Raw genomic sequence first — 14,122 nt, 5'->3', positions numbered from 1 at the left:
CGAAAAGTCGACGAGCGAAGGTTAGACAAGGCAAAAATCGGTGAGAAAGCGCAGTTTACGGGGTGTAAATGAGCATTTTGACCGGGCTGGCGCACCAGCCGATTTTTAACGCCGTATTACCGAGCGCAGGCACTTTTCAGACAAGCCCTAGCATCGAGCAGGCAAGGGGACACGTTGCGCCCCTGACAACTAACGCCCCCGACGGACATCGTCGGGGGCGTTTGCGTAGGGGGGGGGCGATGGTGCGTCCTCGTCTGCCTATCGCCCCATCCAGCCGCCGTCTACGGTCATCACGCTGCCGTGCATATAGTCCGAGGCGCTGGAGGCCAGAAACACCACCGGTCCCTTGAAGTCAGCGGCGTCGCCCCAGCGACCGGCGGGGATGCGCGCGAGGATATCGCGGGAACGCTCGGGATCGTCGCGCAGAGCCTGGGTGTTGTCGGTGGCGATATAACCCGGAGCGATGGCGTTGACGTTGACCCCTTGGGCGGCCCATTCGTTGGCGAAGGCCTTGGTCAACTGGGCGATGCCGCCCTTGCTGGCGGCGTAGCCGGGCACGGTGATGCCGCCCTGAAACGACAGCAGCGAGGCGGTGAAGATCACCTTGCCGCTGCCTCGCGCGACCATTTGCCTGCCGATCTCCCGGGTCAGCACGAAGGGGGCGCTCAGATTGACGTCGATGACCCTGTCCCACAGCGCATCGGTGTGTTCGGTGGCGGGGGCGCGTTCGATGGTGCCGGCGTTGTTGACCAGGATATCGATACGCCGGTCGGCAAGCTGCTCGACCATCGCCATCAACGCGCTGCGGTCCGACAGGTCGCAGGCGATCCCTGTGCAGTCTCGCCCCAGGGCGCGCACTCGCTCGCCCAGCTCGCCGCCGTCGGCGGTCATGCTGGTGCTGACGGCGATGATGTCGGCACCGGCTTCGGCCAGGCCCAGCGCCATGGCCGCGCCGATGCCGCGTCTCGCGCCTGTCACCAGGGCGGTCTTGCCGTCGAGTGCAAAGGTCGTCAGTACAGCCATCGAAAATCTCCTGAGTGATCGGACAGGCATGTATAGCAACGGGGGGTATCAGCCTAGTGGGCATCCCGGGCGCGGGGAAGGCCGGGGAGGGGTATCGTGCGGATGGCAGTGCTCCATCTCGACCACACCTTGTACCTTTTAAAGACAAATTCTTTCTTATTAGACCTATGTCTAAGGGGCGGATGCATTGATCGGTCCTGAGTGGGGATTGTTTTTCAAATCATTGAAAATAAAAGGTTAAAATGACTGTTTCGGGTTCTCGATGTGGTCTCGAGTGCCGTATGAAGGTCAAGGCTAAAGCCAAGTTGTAAAAAGTTGTTTGAAAAGCCTTCCGGCGCTTCCTATAGTGACTCCGTCAACGAACAACCCAGTTTGCCAGCGATAGGCGGAGCCCATGAGCATCATCAACGATTACCCCCACGCAGAGCTGTCCAACCTGACCCGCGAGCGACTGATGCGGGCTTCGACGGCGTCGCTGCACACCCTGCTGCACAAGCGGGGTCTAAAGAACACCTATATCCAGAACGTCGGTCGCATGAACAAGAGCCAGGTCAAGATGGTGGGGCAGGCCTACACCCTGCGCTATATCCCGGCCCGCGAGGACCTGGACGTGGTGGCCGCCTTCCGTGATCCGGAGCACCCCCAGCGTCTGGCGGTGGAAAGTGTGCCGCCTGGCCGCGTACTGGTATCCGACTGCCGTCAGGATGCCAGCGCCGCGAGTGCCGGCAGCATCCTGTTGACCCGCCTGCAGGTGCGCGAGTGCGCGGGCTTTGTGTCAGACGCCGGTGTACGTGACTCGGAGTACGCCGAGAGCATGTCGATGCCGGTGTTCTGCACCAAGCCCAGCGCCCCGACCAACCTGACCAAGCACCACGCGGTGGACATCCAGCAGCCCATCGGCTGTGGCGGCGTGCCGGTCTATCCCGGCGACGTGCTGGTCGGTGACGGCGACGGCGTCATGGTGGTGCCGCTCGAGCTGGCCGACGAGATCGCCGAAGAAGCCAGTGGCATGGAGGCCTTCGAAGCCTACGTGCTGGACAAGGTCAACAACGGCGCGGCGGTCATCGGTCTTTATCCGCCCAACGAACAGGCCCAGGAGGAGTACCAGGCCTACCTGCGCGAGCAGAAGTCTCGCGGCTGAAGCAGGAGTCGCGCGGCCAGACAAGCGCCGCCTCATCTATCCCCACACAATCTGCGCGAGCAGAAGTCTCGCGGCTGAAGCAGGAGTCGCGCGGCCAGACAAGCGCCGCCTCATCTATCCCCACACAATCACAAAATAATTCCAGGAGTCGCCATGTTTGCTCTCACTCCCCTCAACGCCACCCTCAGCACGACCCTGCGCAAACGCCTGATCAAGGGCGCGACTGGCGCTACCCTGGCCGGTGTGGCGCTGGCCGCGGTCGTCGCCGTGCCGACGGCCCAGGCCGACTTCCCCCAGCGTGACATCCGCATGATCGTGCCCTGGCCCGCCGGCGGCGGCGCGGATGCGATCTCGCGCAAGATCAGCAACCTGGCCGAGCAGTCGCTGCCGACCTCGATCTACGTCGAGAACATCGGCGGGGCGGTGACCGCCACCGGCCTGATGCAGTTGGCCAAGGCGCGTCCCGACGGCCACACCATAGGTGTGCTGACCTACGACAGCGTCGTCACCCTGCCGCGGGGCAACATGGTGCCCGGCTACTCGCTGGACAAGCTCGAGCCGTTCGCCCGTGTGACCCAAGAAGCCGACGCCATCGTGGTATCCAAGCAGTCGGGCTTCACCTCCTACGAGGAGCTGATCGAGGCGGCCAGGGAAAATCCCGGCACGGTGCGCATCGGTGTGGCGCCCCAGGGCTCTGGCCCCTACCTGGCGGTACGTCGCCTGGAGGCGGCCACCGGGGTAACCTTCAACGTGATCTCCTATCCGGGGTCCTCCACCGCCGAGGCCGAGGCGCTGCTGTCCGGCGAGATCGACGCGGCCATCTCGAGCCTGGGGGACTTCTCCGGAATCCTGTCCTCGGGTGACGCCCTTGGCGTGGTCGAGCTGTCCGGTTCGCAGAACCCGGCCTATCCCGAGGTGCCGCCGATCTCCGAATTCGACGTGGATCTCGAGACCGGCAGCTTCATCGTGCTGGCGGCGCCGGCCAATACCCCGGAAGACGCCATCGAGACCCTGGAGTCGACCTACCACGAGGCTTACCAGAGCGACGAGTTCCAGCAGTGGGTCACCAGTATCGGTGTCACCCCGGGCTGGCTCGGCAGCGAGGAAGTCAACGACTGGATCGGCAGCTACCAGGAGCGGACCTTCGCCGCCATGGATGAGCTGGACCTGTAAGTCCGGGGCGGAAAGCGCCTGACTGTCGAACGGCGACTTTGCGCCTCCTGCCATCATCTGGAGCGGGCGAGTAGAGCACCTGCCTCTGCCGGCCCGCTTCACTTCCCTTCCAACGAACACTGTGTTGTCGGTCTCCCGTCATTGGGGGCCGAGAGAGGTTTCGCATGTCTCGTTCATCTTCATCTCTGCTGGCGCGTGCGCTTGGTTTTGGCCTTGGCTCTGGTGGTGGCGCGATCCGTTTCCACGGCGTGCTGGCGCTGCTGGCCCTGGGCTACCTGATCGGTGGCCTGGCGATGGGGCCTCCGCTGGAGGCCGGCAAGCTGACGCCATCCTTCTTTCCGTTGCTGATCGGTGTGCTGGCCACCGTGCTGTGCGTGCTGCAGTGGTGGTCCTCGGTGCGCAGCGCCGCTGCTCTGGATCGGGACAACGCGGCCGATGAAGGCGATAGGCCGAGGGGCCATCGTCTTTCGCCAGAGCTGACCCTGATGCTGGCGACGCTGGTCTATGTCCTGGTGTTTCAGTCACTCGGCTATGTGCTGTCCACCCTGGTCTATGTACTGGGCGTGATGCTGTTGTTCTCGGGGCTCGACAAGTGGTTGAGCAAGGCCCTGATCGCGCTGGCCATTACCGCGGTGGGCTTCGTGCTGTTCAACCAGGTCTTCAACGTCCGTCTACCGACACTCTGGGGGTGAGCCATGATGACTGATGCAACCCGCTCGGCGCTCGCTGCCGGGCGACACGCCGGGGGTGACCCATGGACTTCCTGACCCAGGTGCTGGCGAGCTTCGGCTTGCTGCTCAATCCCACGGTGCTGTTCTATGTGGTGGCCGGCTTTCTGATCGGCACCGTGTTCTCGGCGATTCCCGGCCTGACCGCGACCCTGGCGCTGGCGCTATTGCTGCCGCTGACCTACAGCCTGGACGTGACCACGGCGCTGATGGCCTGTGCCAGCATCTATATGGCCGGCATGTGCGGTGGCAGCATCACCGCCACCACCATCAATATTCCCGGTGCTCCCTCGTCGATGATGACGGCGCTGGAAGGCTATCCGATGCAGCAGCGCGGCGAAGGGCCTCTGGCGCTGGGCCATGCCTCCTTCGCCTCGATGATCGGCGGCGTGTTCGGGGCGGTACTGCTGGTGCTGCTGGCGCCCTTGATCGCCGACCTGTCGCTGCTGGTGCAGACCACCGGCAAGTGTGCGCTGATCCTGTTTGCGCTGATCGTCATCGTCATCGCCCAGCGGGGCAATGTCCGCCGTGCGGCTATCGCCGCCTGTCTGGGGCTGATGCTCGCCACCGTGGGGCTAGACGCCATGGTGCCGGTGGCCCGATTCAGCTTCGGCATGGGTGACCTGGCGGCGGGAATCGACCTGATGCCGGTGATCATTGGTACCTTCGCCATCAGTGAGCTGTTGACCCAGCTTGCCGAGAACGACAAGGCCCAGGCCATTCGCGATAAGCTCAAGGGAGTGGCGAAGATTCGTCGCCGCGACTTCATCCCGTCGCGTTCGGCGATCCGCCGTATCGGCGCGGCCTGCTATCTGAAGTCTTCCACCATCGGCTATCTGGTAGGCACGCTGCCCGGGGCCGGGGGCTCGATGGGGGGCTTTCTGGCCTACGTGGAAGCGGTGCGTACCTCGCGCGAGCCGGACAGCTTCGGCAAGGGCAATCCCCAGGGGATCGCGGCGGCGGAAAGCGCCAACAACGCGGTCTGCGGCGGCGCCCTGGTGCCCATGTTGACCTTCGGTATCCCGGGCGACCCGATCACCGCCATCGTACTTGGCGTGCTGGTCATCAACGGCATCCAGCCGGGGCCGCAGCTGATGGAATCCCAGGCCGGACTGATCGCGCCCATGCTGGCGGCACTGATCTTCAGCGCGCTGATCCTGATTCCGCTGACCATGTACCTGCTCGGGCCTTACTTTATTCGCATCGTGCGCATTCGCCGTGACGTGCTGTTTGGCTCGATCGCCATGCTGGCGGTGGTGGGCAGCTACGTGGCGACCTACTCGACCTTCCAGATGATGATGACGCTGGTCATGGGGGTGCTGGCCTTCTATCTGAGAAAGCACGGCTATCCGGTGGTGACGCTGCTGCTCGGCTTTATCCTCGGCCCGGGCCTCGAGGAGTACCTGCGCCGTTCCCTGACCCTGTCCAACGGTGACCTGACGGTCTTCGTGACCCAGCCCGACAGTCTGTTCTTCATCGTGCTGACCGGGGTGTTCGTGTACTTCCTGGCGATCCGCAAGCCGGTGCAGTTGAAGGGTAGCCAGAACACGACCTGAGGCCCGTACAGATTCCAGAGCAGGAAACTTCAGCGCCTGTCCGACGGCATATCGCCCGGGTCAGGCGCTTTTTTTGGTCCATGATGCCGAGCGGAAGGGTCGGGCGAGTGGCCTGGTTGGCCACGATCCTCCATGAAGTCTTCGCTCGCTCCCTCCGCGTCAAACCAGTCGTCCCAGGTCTCACCGGCAGGAGTGAGAGCGCCTCTTTGAGCTGTGGAGACGATAACGCCCCTGTTTGCGTCCTCGGCAAAGGCGGCTACCTCTGGCAGGCGTACCGCCTGGGAACGGTTGGATGGAAAGACGTAGCCTTTACTCATCGTGGCGAGCCTCTTGTATGTAAAGGATGTGCCTAGCCTAGGCGAGCTTGGTCCATAAAGGGCATCTCCGGGGTGTCTAAGGGGCATCTTGGGGGCATTTCAGGGCAGACGCGACAAGTCGGGGCCCGCTGGAGCGTAGATCGACATCATCAAAAAAGGCCCTCGCCGGTGGCGAGGGCCTCGTTGGGTGCGCCAGGGACGCCGGTGGACTGGCGTCGCCTGTTGTTGAGAAGGAGAGGAGGAGAGAAGGAGAAAAAGAAAGAGCGCTGGGCTAGCGCTTGCCGTTCACCTGGCGGGTCAGCCCCAGAGGGTTGTCGGCCTTGAGGCTGTCCGGGGCCAGGGCCTCGGGCATCGCCTGGTAGCACACCGGGCGCAGGAAGCGCTGGATCGCGGCGCTGCCCACCGAGGTGGTGCGCGAGTCGGAGGTCGAAGGCCAGGGGCCGCCGTGGACCATGGAGTGGCACACCTCGACGCCGGTGGGCCAGCCGTTGAACAGGATGCGACCGGCGCGACGCTCGAGCAGCGGCAGCAACTGGTCGGCCAGCGCGTAGTCGGCTTCCTCGAGGTGGACCGTGGCGGTCAGCTGGCCTTCCAGCGCGGTCAGTACCTGCTGCATCTGTGCTACCGAGTCGCACTCGACGATCAGCGCGCAGGCTCCGAAGACCTCGTCATGCAGGGCCTCGTTGCCGATGAAGGTGCTGGCACTGGTGCGCAGCAGGTGCGGCTGGCAGGGGCAGGCAAGATGGCCGGTGGCCTTGCCCTTGGCGACCAGGCTGACGCCCGGCTGGTCGGTGAGTCGGGCGACTCCCTGCTCGTAGGCGGCGTGGATGCCGGGGGTCAGCATCAGCTGTGGGGCGGCTTCGCGTACCGCGGCACCGGCCTGCTCGACGAAGCGCTCAAGCGCGGCACCGGACAGTGCCAGAATCAGCCCCGGGTTGGTGCAGAACTGGCCGGCGCCCATGGTAAGCGACGCGACGAAGGCGTCGCCCAGGGCCTCGGCGTTGGCTTCCAGCTGCTGCGGCAGCAGCAGCACCGGATTGATGCTGCTCATCTCGGCGTAGACCGGAATCGGCTGGGGGCGTGCCTGGGCGGTGCGCAGCAGGGCGGTGCCGCCGTTGCGCGAGCCAGTGAAGCCGACCGCCTGGATGCGTGGGTTCTTGACCAGGGCCTGGCCGAGCTCGCTGCCGCTGCCGTAGAGCAGCGAGAACACGCCTTCTGGCATGTTGCTGCTCTTGGCGGCCTGTTGCAGGGCGCGCCCTACCAGCTCTGAGGTGCCCGGGTGGGCGGAGTGGGCCTTGACGATCACCGGGCAGCCTGCGGCCAGCGCGGCGGCGGTATCGCCGCCGGCCACCGAGAACGCCAGCGGGAAGTTGCTGGCGCCGAACACCGCCACCGGACCCAGCGGCACCTGCTGCTGGGCGAGAGAGGGACGCGGCATGGGCGCGCGCTCGGGCAGGGCGTCCTCGACGCGTACGTCGAGATAGTCGCCGCTGCGCAGGACCTCGGCGAACAGTCTGAGCTGCCCGCAGGTGCGGCCACGCTCGCCTTCAAGGCGTGCCCTGGGCAGGCCGGTCTCGGCCATGGCGCGCTCGGTCAGGGTGTCGCCGAGGGCATCGATATTGTCGGCTGCCGCCTCGAGAAAGGCCGCTCGGTCTGCAAGCGGCAGGCGGCGGTAGGCCAGGAAGGCGTCCTCGGCCAGCTGGCAGGCGCGCTCCACCTCGGCCTGGCCCGCCAGGGGATAGGCCGGGGCAAGGGTCTCGCCGGAGGCGGGGTTGACCGCCGAGATGGTACGTCCGTCGGTGGAACCGGCCACAGAGGCGAAGCCGATCAGATGATGACCTTCGATAGTCATGGGGACTCCTGTTATTGCGCAGTGAAGATGATGAAAGGTGGCAAGGGGCGGCCGCTGCCAAGCCGGGATCGACACGCACGAAACCTGCGATCGCAGTGCGCACGAACGCCGAGTAGGGGAGTGGATAGCGAAGCGGCCGGAAGCATGTCCGGCCGCTCGGGGCTCAAGGGGTAGACGTCGATAGCGCCGTCACGCCGGTCGCCCGGGATGCTGCGATATGCCTCAGGGGCACATCTGGCCGCCGTTGACGTCGATCACCTGGCCGGTGATGTAGGCACTGGCAGCGTGGGAAGCCAGGAACAGGAAGGACGGTGCGACCTCCTCGGAGGTACCGACGCGGCCCATGGCGATGGTGGAGGCGATCTTCTGCATCAGCTCGGGGCTCTTGTCGGCGTGGAAGGCGGTGTCGATGGTGCCCGGAGCGACGATGTTGAAGCGCACGTTGTCCTTGGTGAATTCTTTCACCCAGTTGCGATGCAGGTTGTGCAGCATGGCCTTGGAGCCGCCGTACAGGGAGGCGCCGAGGCCACCGCCTTCGCGACCGGCGATGGAACCGGTGCTGATGACGCTGGCGGTCTCACCGCGCTTCTCGGCGGAGGCCTTCAGGTGCGGCATGGCGAAGCGGGTGGTCATGATCACCGAGCGCAGGTTCAGATCCATCACCAGGTTGAAGTCGTCGTCCTCGAGGGACTCGAGACCCTTGCGCACGCCGAGGCCGCCGGCGTTGTTCACCAGCACGTCAAGGCTGCCGAACTGCTCGACGAATTCGTTGACCAGGGTCTCGCACTCGCCGCTCTGGGTCAGGTCGCGCTCATAGTAGGCGAAGCGCGCGCCCTCGGACTCCAGTTGGGCGATCAGCTCCTCGGCGGCGCTGTCCTTCTTGCTGCTGTTGATACCGACGATGGCGCCCTGGCGGGCGAAGGCCACCGCGGCGGCACGACCGATGCCCTTGGTGGAGCCGGTGATAAGGACGGTCTTGTCGTTGAGATCGGCGAACATGAAGTGCTCCTGAACGAATCGGGCCTGCAACAGGCCGCATCATGGATGGTGATAGGAGAAAGGAGGGCGCAGCGCGACCAGCCTGGGATTGTGGGATAAACCTTAGCCTAGCGTCTGGTGGACTTCAAACAAATACTAACAAGTGGGCATGGTACTTTGGTCTTGTGGGCATGGAGCTACTGTCAAAGAGAACTTTGGAAAGCTCGGTGTTTACGATCTGCGTTTTATTTAAATTGTTGTGATAAAAGGGTTGTTGTGGGGTTTTGGCGATCGGTTTTTCCTCTCGACGGGAGGCAGTGACGGCTCGTCTACGGGGCCCGTTAGCATAAAGTATAAGTTGTAATAACTTGTCTAGTTGGCGCCGTGGCGGCACTCTTGCAAGCGTTCTTTCCGGTGGTGGGTCGCCACGACCTTGACCGGACCCCAGACGCTCGACGACAAGAGAGATAACTCATGCGAACGCTCCCACGCCTGCTTTGCGCTTCCCTGCTGGTGGCCACCTCCACGGTTGCCGTCGGTGACGACTATCCCTCCAAGCCGATCACGCTGATCGTGCCCTGGTCCGCCGGTGGCGGCACCGACGCCGTCGGTCGGCAGTTTGCCGCCGGGCTGCAGGAAGAGCTGGGGCAGCCGGTCAACGTGGTCAACCGTACCGGTGGCTCCGGTGTGGTCGGCCATATGGCGATGAAGATGGCGCGTCCCGATGGCTACACCCTGGGCCTGGGCACCGCCGAGATCGCGACCTATCGCCATATCGGCACCGCCGACCTGTCCTATGAGGACTTTACCCCGATCGCTCTGCTCAACCTCGACTATGCGGCCTTTACTGTCAACGCCGAGTCGCCCTGGCAGAACCTGGAAGACGCCCTGTCCGATCTGGCCGAGTCACCCAACGAATACACCGTGTCGGGTTCTGCGCCAGGTGCTGCCTACCACCTGTCGTTCGCCGGCTTCCTCGATCAGCAGGGCATCGATCCGAACACCGTCAATCTGGTACCCAGCGAAGGTGCCGCGCCGGGCCTGCAGGAGCTGGCGGCGGGCGGTGTCGACATCGTCTTCTCGTCGCTGCCGGAGACCGAGTCCATGCGTGAATCCGATCGCGTCCGCACCCTGGCGGTGCTGTCCAGCGAGCGCGAGGAGGCCTTCCCGGATATCCCGGCGGCCGGCGAGGTGACCGGTAATGACTGGTCCCACGGTTCCTGGCGTGGCCTGGTCGGCCCCGAGGGACTGCCTGAGGAGATCTCCGAGCGTCTGTTGAGCGCCGCCGAGACGGTGTGGAACTCCGAGGACTTCCAGTCGTTCATGGACGGTCGTGGCTTCGGCACCGTGTGGGAAGGTCCGGAAGGCTTCGAGGCATTCATGGCCGAACAGGATGCCAACAACGCCTCCATCATCGACAAGCTTGGCCTGGCCCAGTAACCGAGAGCCCAGTAACTGAAGGCCCAGTAACCGAGGGCCCAGTAAACGAGAGCCCAGTGACAGATCGCTCGGTGACAGAAAGCTCACCGAGCGGTCGACTGGCACAGTCTGCAATACACCCGATTGAGCGCCGCATCGGCGGCGCACTGACAAAGGTGCGGTAACGCCCGGGAGATCGTCATCATGCGTACCAGTGACGCGGTATCGGGAACCATGGCGGCGGCCCTCGGGGCCGCCCTCATCGTCGCTTCCGCGGACTTGAGTCCGCTGCCGCGCCAGGTCTATGGCGCCGGCACCTTCCCCAAGGTGGTGGGGGCCCTGCTGTTGTTGATGGGAGGGCTATTGGTGCTCAAGGGCCTGCGCCAACGCCAGCCCTGGGCGCGCTGGACCTCCAAGGTGTCGGGCCGAGCGTTTGTGCAGGCGCTGGCGGCGGTGGTCGCCAGTGTCATCGCCTACGTGGTGCTCACGCCGCTGCTGGGTTTCCCGATCGTTGCGGTGGCGCTTCTGACGCTGTTGTTTCGCGCCTATCACCGCCGTGGTTGGGGGCGCGCGCTGTTGATCGCGGTGATTGCCACGACCGTGATCTGGATGCTGTTCGCGCAGCTTCTGCACGTGCCGCTGGAGGCTGGACTGCTTGAACGGGTGCTCTACTGATGAACGAACTGATGCAAGCCGCCTCCATGGTGCTCGACGGCGAAGTACTGCTGGTGATCATCGCCGCCTCGCTGTTCGGGCTCTTCATGGGGGCCATCCCTGGTCTCACCGCCACCATGGCTACCGCCTTGCTGGTGCCGGTGACCTTTTTCATGGAGCCGCTGCCGGCCATCGCCGCCATCGTCTCCGCCACCGCCATGGCGATCGTCGCCGGTGATATTCCCGGTGCCTTGCTGCGTATGCCGGGGACACCGGCGTCGGCGGTCTACGCCGATGAAGCCTACCTGATGGGCAAGAAGGGCAAGCTTGGCCTGGCGCTTGGTATCAACGTCACCTGTTCGATGCTCGGTGGCATCATCGGGGTCGCGGTGCTGGCGCTGTTTGCCCCGCGGATCGCCGAATTTGCGCTGCAATTCACCAGCGACGAGTACTTCTGGCTGGCGCTGCTGGGGCTGTCCTGCGCGATCCTGGTCGCCGGCGGTGATCCGCTCAAGGGCGCCATCTCGATGCTGATCGGCCTGTCGCTGGCGATGATCGGCATGGACAGTGTGTCCGGCCAGATGCGCTTCACCATGGGCAGCTATGACCTGCTCGCGGGGATCTCGTTGCTGCCGGTGCTGATCGGCCTGTTCGCCATTACCGAACTGCTGCGCAGCCTGCCCAACGCCGGGCAGCGCGCCTCCAGGGTAGAAACGCCCAAGGGCAAGCTGCTCGACGGCGTGGCCCGTACCACCTGGCGCTACAAGGGCGGCGTCGCCCGCGGCGGGCTGCTCGGCACCATGATCGGTGCACTGCCGGGCGCCGGCGCCGACATCGCCTCATGGATCAGCTATGCCATCAGCCGCAAGCTGTCGCGGGAGCCGCAGAAGTATGGCACCGGCCATCCGGAAGGGCTGGTGTCGGCCAGCGCCGCCAACAACGCGGCCCTGTCAGGCGCCTATATCCCGGCCCTGGTGTTCGGTATTCCCGGTGATACCGTCACCGCCATCATCATCGGCGTGCTGACCACCAAGGGCATCACCCCGGGCCCCGACGTCTTCACCGAGCAGGGGGCTCTGGTCAACGCCATCTTCATGGTGTTCGTGCTGGCCAACCTGTTGCTGCTGCTGCTGGGACTGATGGCGATCAAGGGCGCCGGCAGGTTGTTGGCCGTGCCCACTGGCGTTCTCTACCCATTGATCCTGATGTTTTGTATCGTGGGGGCCTTCTCCGCCAATAACAGCATGTTCGATGTCTGGGTGATGCTCGGCCTGGGACTGGTCGGCGTCTTCCTGATGGAGAACGATTTCCCGCTGGGTCCGCTGATTCTGGCCTTTATTCTCGGCCCGATCATCGAGAGCAACTTCATGCGCTCGATCCTCAAGTCCGATGGCGACCTGATGGCCTTCGTCGACCGGCCCATCGCCATGGTGCTGGCGGGGCTGGCGATCCTGACCTGGACCCTGATCATCGCCAACGGCGTGTGGAAGGGCCGCAAGGCCGGCAAGGGCGGCGGAGTCACTACCGAGGCGTCCTGATCCGCGGGCGGTGGTGATCCGCCCGGACAGGGCAGGAAGAGGCGAGAGGCGCCCTGTGTGGCCTAAAGGCCCAATGCGGGGCGCCTTTTGCAGTGGTAAAAGGGAGGTGGCGCCTGATGGTACAAGCCAGGCGGCTTCCAGGGAACAGAGAACCGGAGCAGGGCAAGATGGCACAAGACGAAAAATTTTCACTGGCTTCGGCGGTCTACGAGAAGATTCTGGAAGCGATCATCGAGGGCCAGTATCCGGTCAACAAGAAGCTGCCGACCGAAGCGCAACTGTGCCAGCGCTACGAAGTGTCCCGGCCGGTGCTGCGTGATGCCCTGGCGCGCCTCAAGGAAGACGAGCTGGTGGTATCCCGGCGGGGCTCCGGCAGTTTCGTGATCCGTCAGCCCGACAGTGCGGTGCTCAAGTTCGCGCCGATCTCGAGCATCGCCGATATCCAGCGCTGCTTCGAGTTTCGTACCAATGTCGAGGCGCGGGCGGCGCACCTGGCGGCGTTGCGACGCACCCAGGACCAGCTCGACCAGATCCGTCGCTGCTACGACATCATCGATGAGGCCAACGCCCGCCACGATCTGGCCACCGACGAGGACTATCGCTTCCACCTGGCGATCACCGAGGCGGCCAGCAACCACTACTACATCACCGTGCTGAAGTCGCTCAACGAGAGCATCAAGGAAGGCATGAACCTGACCCGGGGGCTGTCATTGATGGCCTCTCAGGAGCGCTTGAAGCTGGTCCAGGATGAGCACCTGGCGATCGTCGAGGCGATCAGCGACAAGGATGGCGAGCGCGCCGAAGCCGCCATGCGGGCTCATATCGACAACGCCCGGCATCGCATGTTCGAGGGGGGCCAATAAGGGCGTGGGGGACTGCTGACGTGCCTGAGCGCGGCCCGCCAGGATATTTTTCAAGTGGGTCGCTGAGTGGCTCGGGACTCGGAAGAAAGGAAGGTATTCCCGAGCGAGTGTTCTTTATCTGCACATGGACAGCCCAGCTGTCTGGCCTGGTGGCGTGCTTAGCTGTGTGTGCCCTGTTCTTCGCTTGTCTCTCCATGTGGCACGTCAGTACACTGGCTTTTGGCATAGACAAACTCTGGGTCAAGATCGATTCCTGATTCCCATTCGATGGTGTCAAATGATACCCGAACGCGATCAAATGCCTTGCGATCCTTTAGCTTCTGAAACACTCCAAAATCCAGGTAGGGTTTCATATCCAGGACGCCATTCTCTCCGTTGTCAAAATGGATCGAGAGGCGATAGTCGTCAATCGGTGTAACCTTTTTCACAGATGGATACATGATTTCCCCCTCACTGTAATGGCTGGATCTTGAAGGGTTCTTCGCCGTTCATGACCAGTCGCCAGTCTGCCATCAATTCGTCCTGATGAAGCTCGGCCCATGCCAGGACAAGCTTGGTTTGCTTCCTTGGCAGATCTCCTTGAATAATCTCACATGTACGGATATTGACAGTGTCTTGCCGAAGGTTTTTCGGCCCAAAGTCGTGTGCGGCAGTAGCGTCGAGCCGAACGACATGTGGTCAAGCTAGCCGGGGCGCGGCGGTCATGTCCAGATGGCACGCCCGAGTCCAATCGTATCCACCAGGCGGCTGACAGTCAGTCGTTTTCCCAAGGCTCGTTGCCGCCAGAGGGGATCTTGCCGACGCTGGTGAATCTCGAGGTGGCTCAGGCCAAGTTCGTGGCACTCGCTGTGATCGGTCACCCGGCCAGCGAGCGACCCCC

14 protein-coding genes are annotated in these 14,122 nt (G+C 63.8%); 8 read left to right on the top strand and 6 right to left on the bottom strand.

All coding sequences use genetic code 11. From position 1 onward, the window contains the following. Positions 1-258: 258 nt before the first annotated feature. Positions 259-1,023 (bottom strand): SDR family NAD(P)-dependent oxidoreductase, encoded by a 765-nt coding sequence (locus tag KUW00_RS11395; RefSeq protein WP_222569124.1) that lies wholly within the window; start codon positions 1,021-1,023, stop codon positions 259-261. A 394-nt stretch (positions 1,024-1,417) separates the two neighbouring features. Between KUW00_RS11395 and KUW00_RS11390 the strand changes: the two genes are divergently transcribed. From KUW00_RS11390 to KUW00_RS11375, 4 genes are all read left to right on the top strand, one after another. Continuing rightward, on the top strand, positions 1,418-2,164 hold the full coding sequence (locus KUW00_RS11390) for a ribonuclease activity regulator RraA (RefSeq protein ID WP_045994114.1): 747 nt from the start codon (positions 1,418-1,420) through the stop codon (positions 2,162-2,164). A 153-nt stretch (positions 2,165-2,317) separates the two neighbouring features. Further along, a complete protein-coding gene (locus KUW00_RS11385) occupies positions 2,318-3,337 on the top strand; it encodes a Bug family tripartite tricarboxylate transporter substrate binding protein (protein ID WP_222569123.1) in 1,020 nt (339 codons plus the stop codon). Positions 3,338-3,501: 164 nt separating this feature from the next. Further along, positions 3,502-4,029 carry a tripartite tricarboxylate transporter TctB family protein gene (locus tag KUW00_RS11380; RefSeq protein ID WP_222569122.1) on the top strand — a complete coding sequence of 176 codons (528 nt, stop codon included), beginning with the start codon at positions 3,502-3,504 and terminating at the stop codon, positions 4,027-4,029. Between the two features lie 62 nt (positions 4,030-4,091). Further along, positions 4,092-5,621 carry a tripartite tricarboxylate transporter permease gene (locus KUW00_RS11375; RefSeq protein WP_108449895.1) on the top strand — a complete coding sequence of 510 codons (1,530 nt, stop codon included), beginning with the start codon at positions 4,092-4,094 and terminating at the stop codon, positions 5,619-5,621. A gap of 29 nt (positions 5,622-5,650) precedes the next feature. Here the strand turns inward: KUW00_RS11375 and vapB are convergent, their stop codons facing one another. From vapB to KUW00_RS11360, 3 genes are all read right to left on the bottom strand, one after another. After that, the gene (gene vapB, locus KUW00_RS11370) at positions 5,651-5,938 is read right to left on the bottom strand and encodes a type II toxin-antitoxin system VapB family antitoxin (RefSeq protein WP_222569121.1); all 288 of its coding nucleotides are present in this window, start codon (positions 5,936-5,938) and stop codon (positions 5,651-5,653) included. Between the two features lie 271 nt (positions 5,939-6,209). Further along, on the bottom strand, positions 6,210-7,790 hold the full coding sequence (locus tag KUW00_RS11365) for an aldehyde dehydrogenase (NADP(+)) (protein ID WP_222569120.1): 1,581 nt from the start codon (positions 7,788-7,790) through the stop codon (positions 6,210-6,212). A gap of 222 nt (positions 7,791-8,012) precedes the next feature. After that, on the bottom strand, positions 8,013-8,789 hold the full coding sequence (locus KUW00_RS11360) for an SDR family NAD(P)-dependent oxidoreductase (RefSeq protein WP_222569119.1): 777 nt from the start codon (positions 8,787-8,789) through the stop codon (positions 8,013-8,015). Positions 8,790-9,242: 453 nt separating this feature from the next. Here KUW00_RS11360 and KUW00_RS11355 point away from each other — a divergent pair, with 453 nt between their 5' ends. The 4 genes from KUW00_RS11355 (at position 9,243) to KUW00_RS11340 (ending at position 13,242) form a co-directional block, all read left to right on the top strand. Continuing rightward, positions 9,243-10,208 carry a Bug family tripartite tricarboxylate transporter substrate binding protein gene (locus KUW00_RS11355; protein WP_222569118.1) on the top strand — a complete coding sequence of 322 codons (966 nt, stop codon included), beginning with the start codon at positions 9,243-9,245 and terminating at the stop codon, positions 10,206-10,208. Positions 10,209-10,391: 183 nt separating this feature from the next. Continuing rightward, the gene (locus KUW00_RS11350) at positions 10,392-10,862 is read left to right on the top strand and encodes a tripartite tricarboxylate transporter TctB family protein (protein ID WP_222569117.1); all 471 of its coding nucleotides are present in this window, start codon (positions 10,392-10,394) and stop codon (positions 10,860-10,862) included. After that, entirely contained in the window at positions 10,862-12,379 is a 1,518-nt protein-coding gene (locus KUW00_RS11345; protein ID WP_261392129.1) for a tripartite tricarboxylate transporter permease, read from the top strand. The genes KUW00_RS11350 and KUW00_RS11345 overlap by 1 nt, the downstream gene beginning before the upstream one ends. 167 nt (positions 12,380-12,546) lie before the next feature. Beyond that, the gene (locus KUW00_RS11340; RefSeq protein WP_222569116.1) at positions 12,547-13,242 is read left to right on the top strand and encodes a FadR/GntR family transcriptional regulator; all 696 of its coding nucleotides are present in this window, start codon (positions 12,547-12,549) and stop codon (positions 13,240-13,242) included. A 158-nt stretch (positions 13,243-13,400) separates the two neighbouring features. Here the strand turns inward: KUW00_RS11340 and KUW00_RS11335 are convergent, their stop codons facing one another. Both KUW00_RS11335 and KUW00_RS22555 read right to left on the bottom strand, forming a co-directional pair. Beyond that, positions 13,401-13,682, bottom strand: coding sequence for a DUF2442 domain-containing protein (locus KUW00_RS11335; protein ID WP_222569115.1), 282 nt, complete (start codon positions 13,680-13,682; stop codon positions 13,401-13,403). A gap of 10 nt (positions 13,683-13,692) precedes the next feature. Then, a complete protein-coding gene (locus tag KUW00_RS22555) occupies positions 13,693-13,845 on the bottom strand; it encodes a DUF4160 domain-containing protein (protein WP_222569224.1) in 153 nt (50 codons plus the stop codon). Positions 13,846-14,122: the final 277 nt, after the last annotated feature.

Source organism: Halomonas sp. DP5N14-9 (assembly GCF_019802175.1).
Classification (GTDB): domain Bacteria; phylum Pseudomonadota; class Gammaproteobacteria; order Pseudomonadales; family Halomonadaceae; genus Halomonas; species Halomonas litopenaei.
The sequence above is the reverse complement of the archived record's forward strand: the minus strand, read 5'-3'. Positions and strand labels throughout refer to the sequence as shown.

What these genes read in the sequence shown, in the direction of transcription:
- KUW00_RS11355 (WP_222569118.1), top strand. Translation starts at nt 9,243, where the DNA reads ATGCGAACGCTCCCACGCCTGCTTTGCGCTTCCCTGCTGGTGGCCACC.
- KUW00_RS11345 (WP_261392129.1), top strand. Translation starts at nt 10,862, where the DNA reads ATGAACGAACTGATGCAAGCCGCCTCCATGGTGCTCGACGGCGAAGTA.
- KUW00_RS11340 (WP_222569116.1), top strand. Translation starts at nt 12,547, where the DNA reads ATGGCACAAGACGAAAAATTTTCACTGGCTTCGGCGGTCTACGAGAAG.
- KUW00_RS11375 (WP_108449895.1), top strand. Translation starts at nt 4,092, where the DNA reads ATGGACTTCCTGACCCAGGTGCTGGCGAGCTTCGGCTTGCTGCTCAAT.
- KUW00_RS11380 (WP_222569122.1), top strand. Translation starts at nt 3,502, where the DNA reads ATGTCTCGTTCATCTTCATCTCTGCTGGCGCGTGCGCTTGGTTTTGGC.
- KUW00_RS11360 (WP_222569119.1), bottom strand. Translation starts at nt 8,789, where the DNA reads ATGTTCGCCGATCTCAACGACAAGACCGTCCTTATCACCGGCTCCACC.
- KUW00_RS11350 (WP_222569117.1), top strand. Translation starts at nt 10,392, where the DNA reads ATGCGTACCAGTGACGCGGTATCGGGAACCATGGCGGCGGCCCTCGGG.
- KUW00_RS11365 (WP_222569120.1), bottom strand. Translation starts at nt 7,790, where the DNA reads ATGACTATCGAAGGTCATCATCTGATCGGCTTCGCCTCTGTGGCCGGT.
- KUW00_RS11335 (WP_222569115.1), bottom strand. Translation starts at nt 13,682, where the DNA reads ATGTATCCATCTGTGAAAAAGGTTACACCGATTGACGACTATCGCCTC.
- vapB (WP_222569121.1), bottom strand. Translation starts at nt 5,938, where the DNA reads ATGAGTAAAGGCTACGTCTTTCCATCCAACCGTTCCCAGGCGGTACGC.
- KUW00_RS11390 (WP_045994114.1), top strand. Translation starts at nt 1,418, where the DNA reads ATGAGCATCATCAACGATTACCCCCACGCAGAGCTGTCCAACCTGACC.
- KUW00_RS11395 (WP_222569124.1), bottom strand. Translation starts at nt 1,023, where the DNA reads ATGGCTGTACTGACGACCTTTGCACTCGACGGCAAGACCGCCCTGGTG.
- KUW00_RS11385 (WP_222569123.1), top strand. Translation starts at nt 2,318, where the DNA reads ATGTTTGCTCTCACTCCCCTCAACGCCACCCTCAGCACGACCCTGCGC.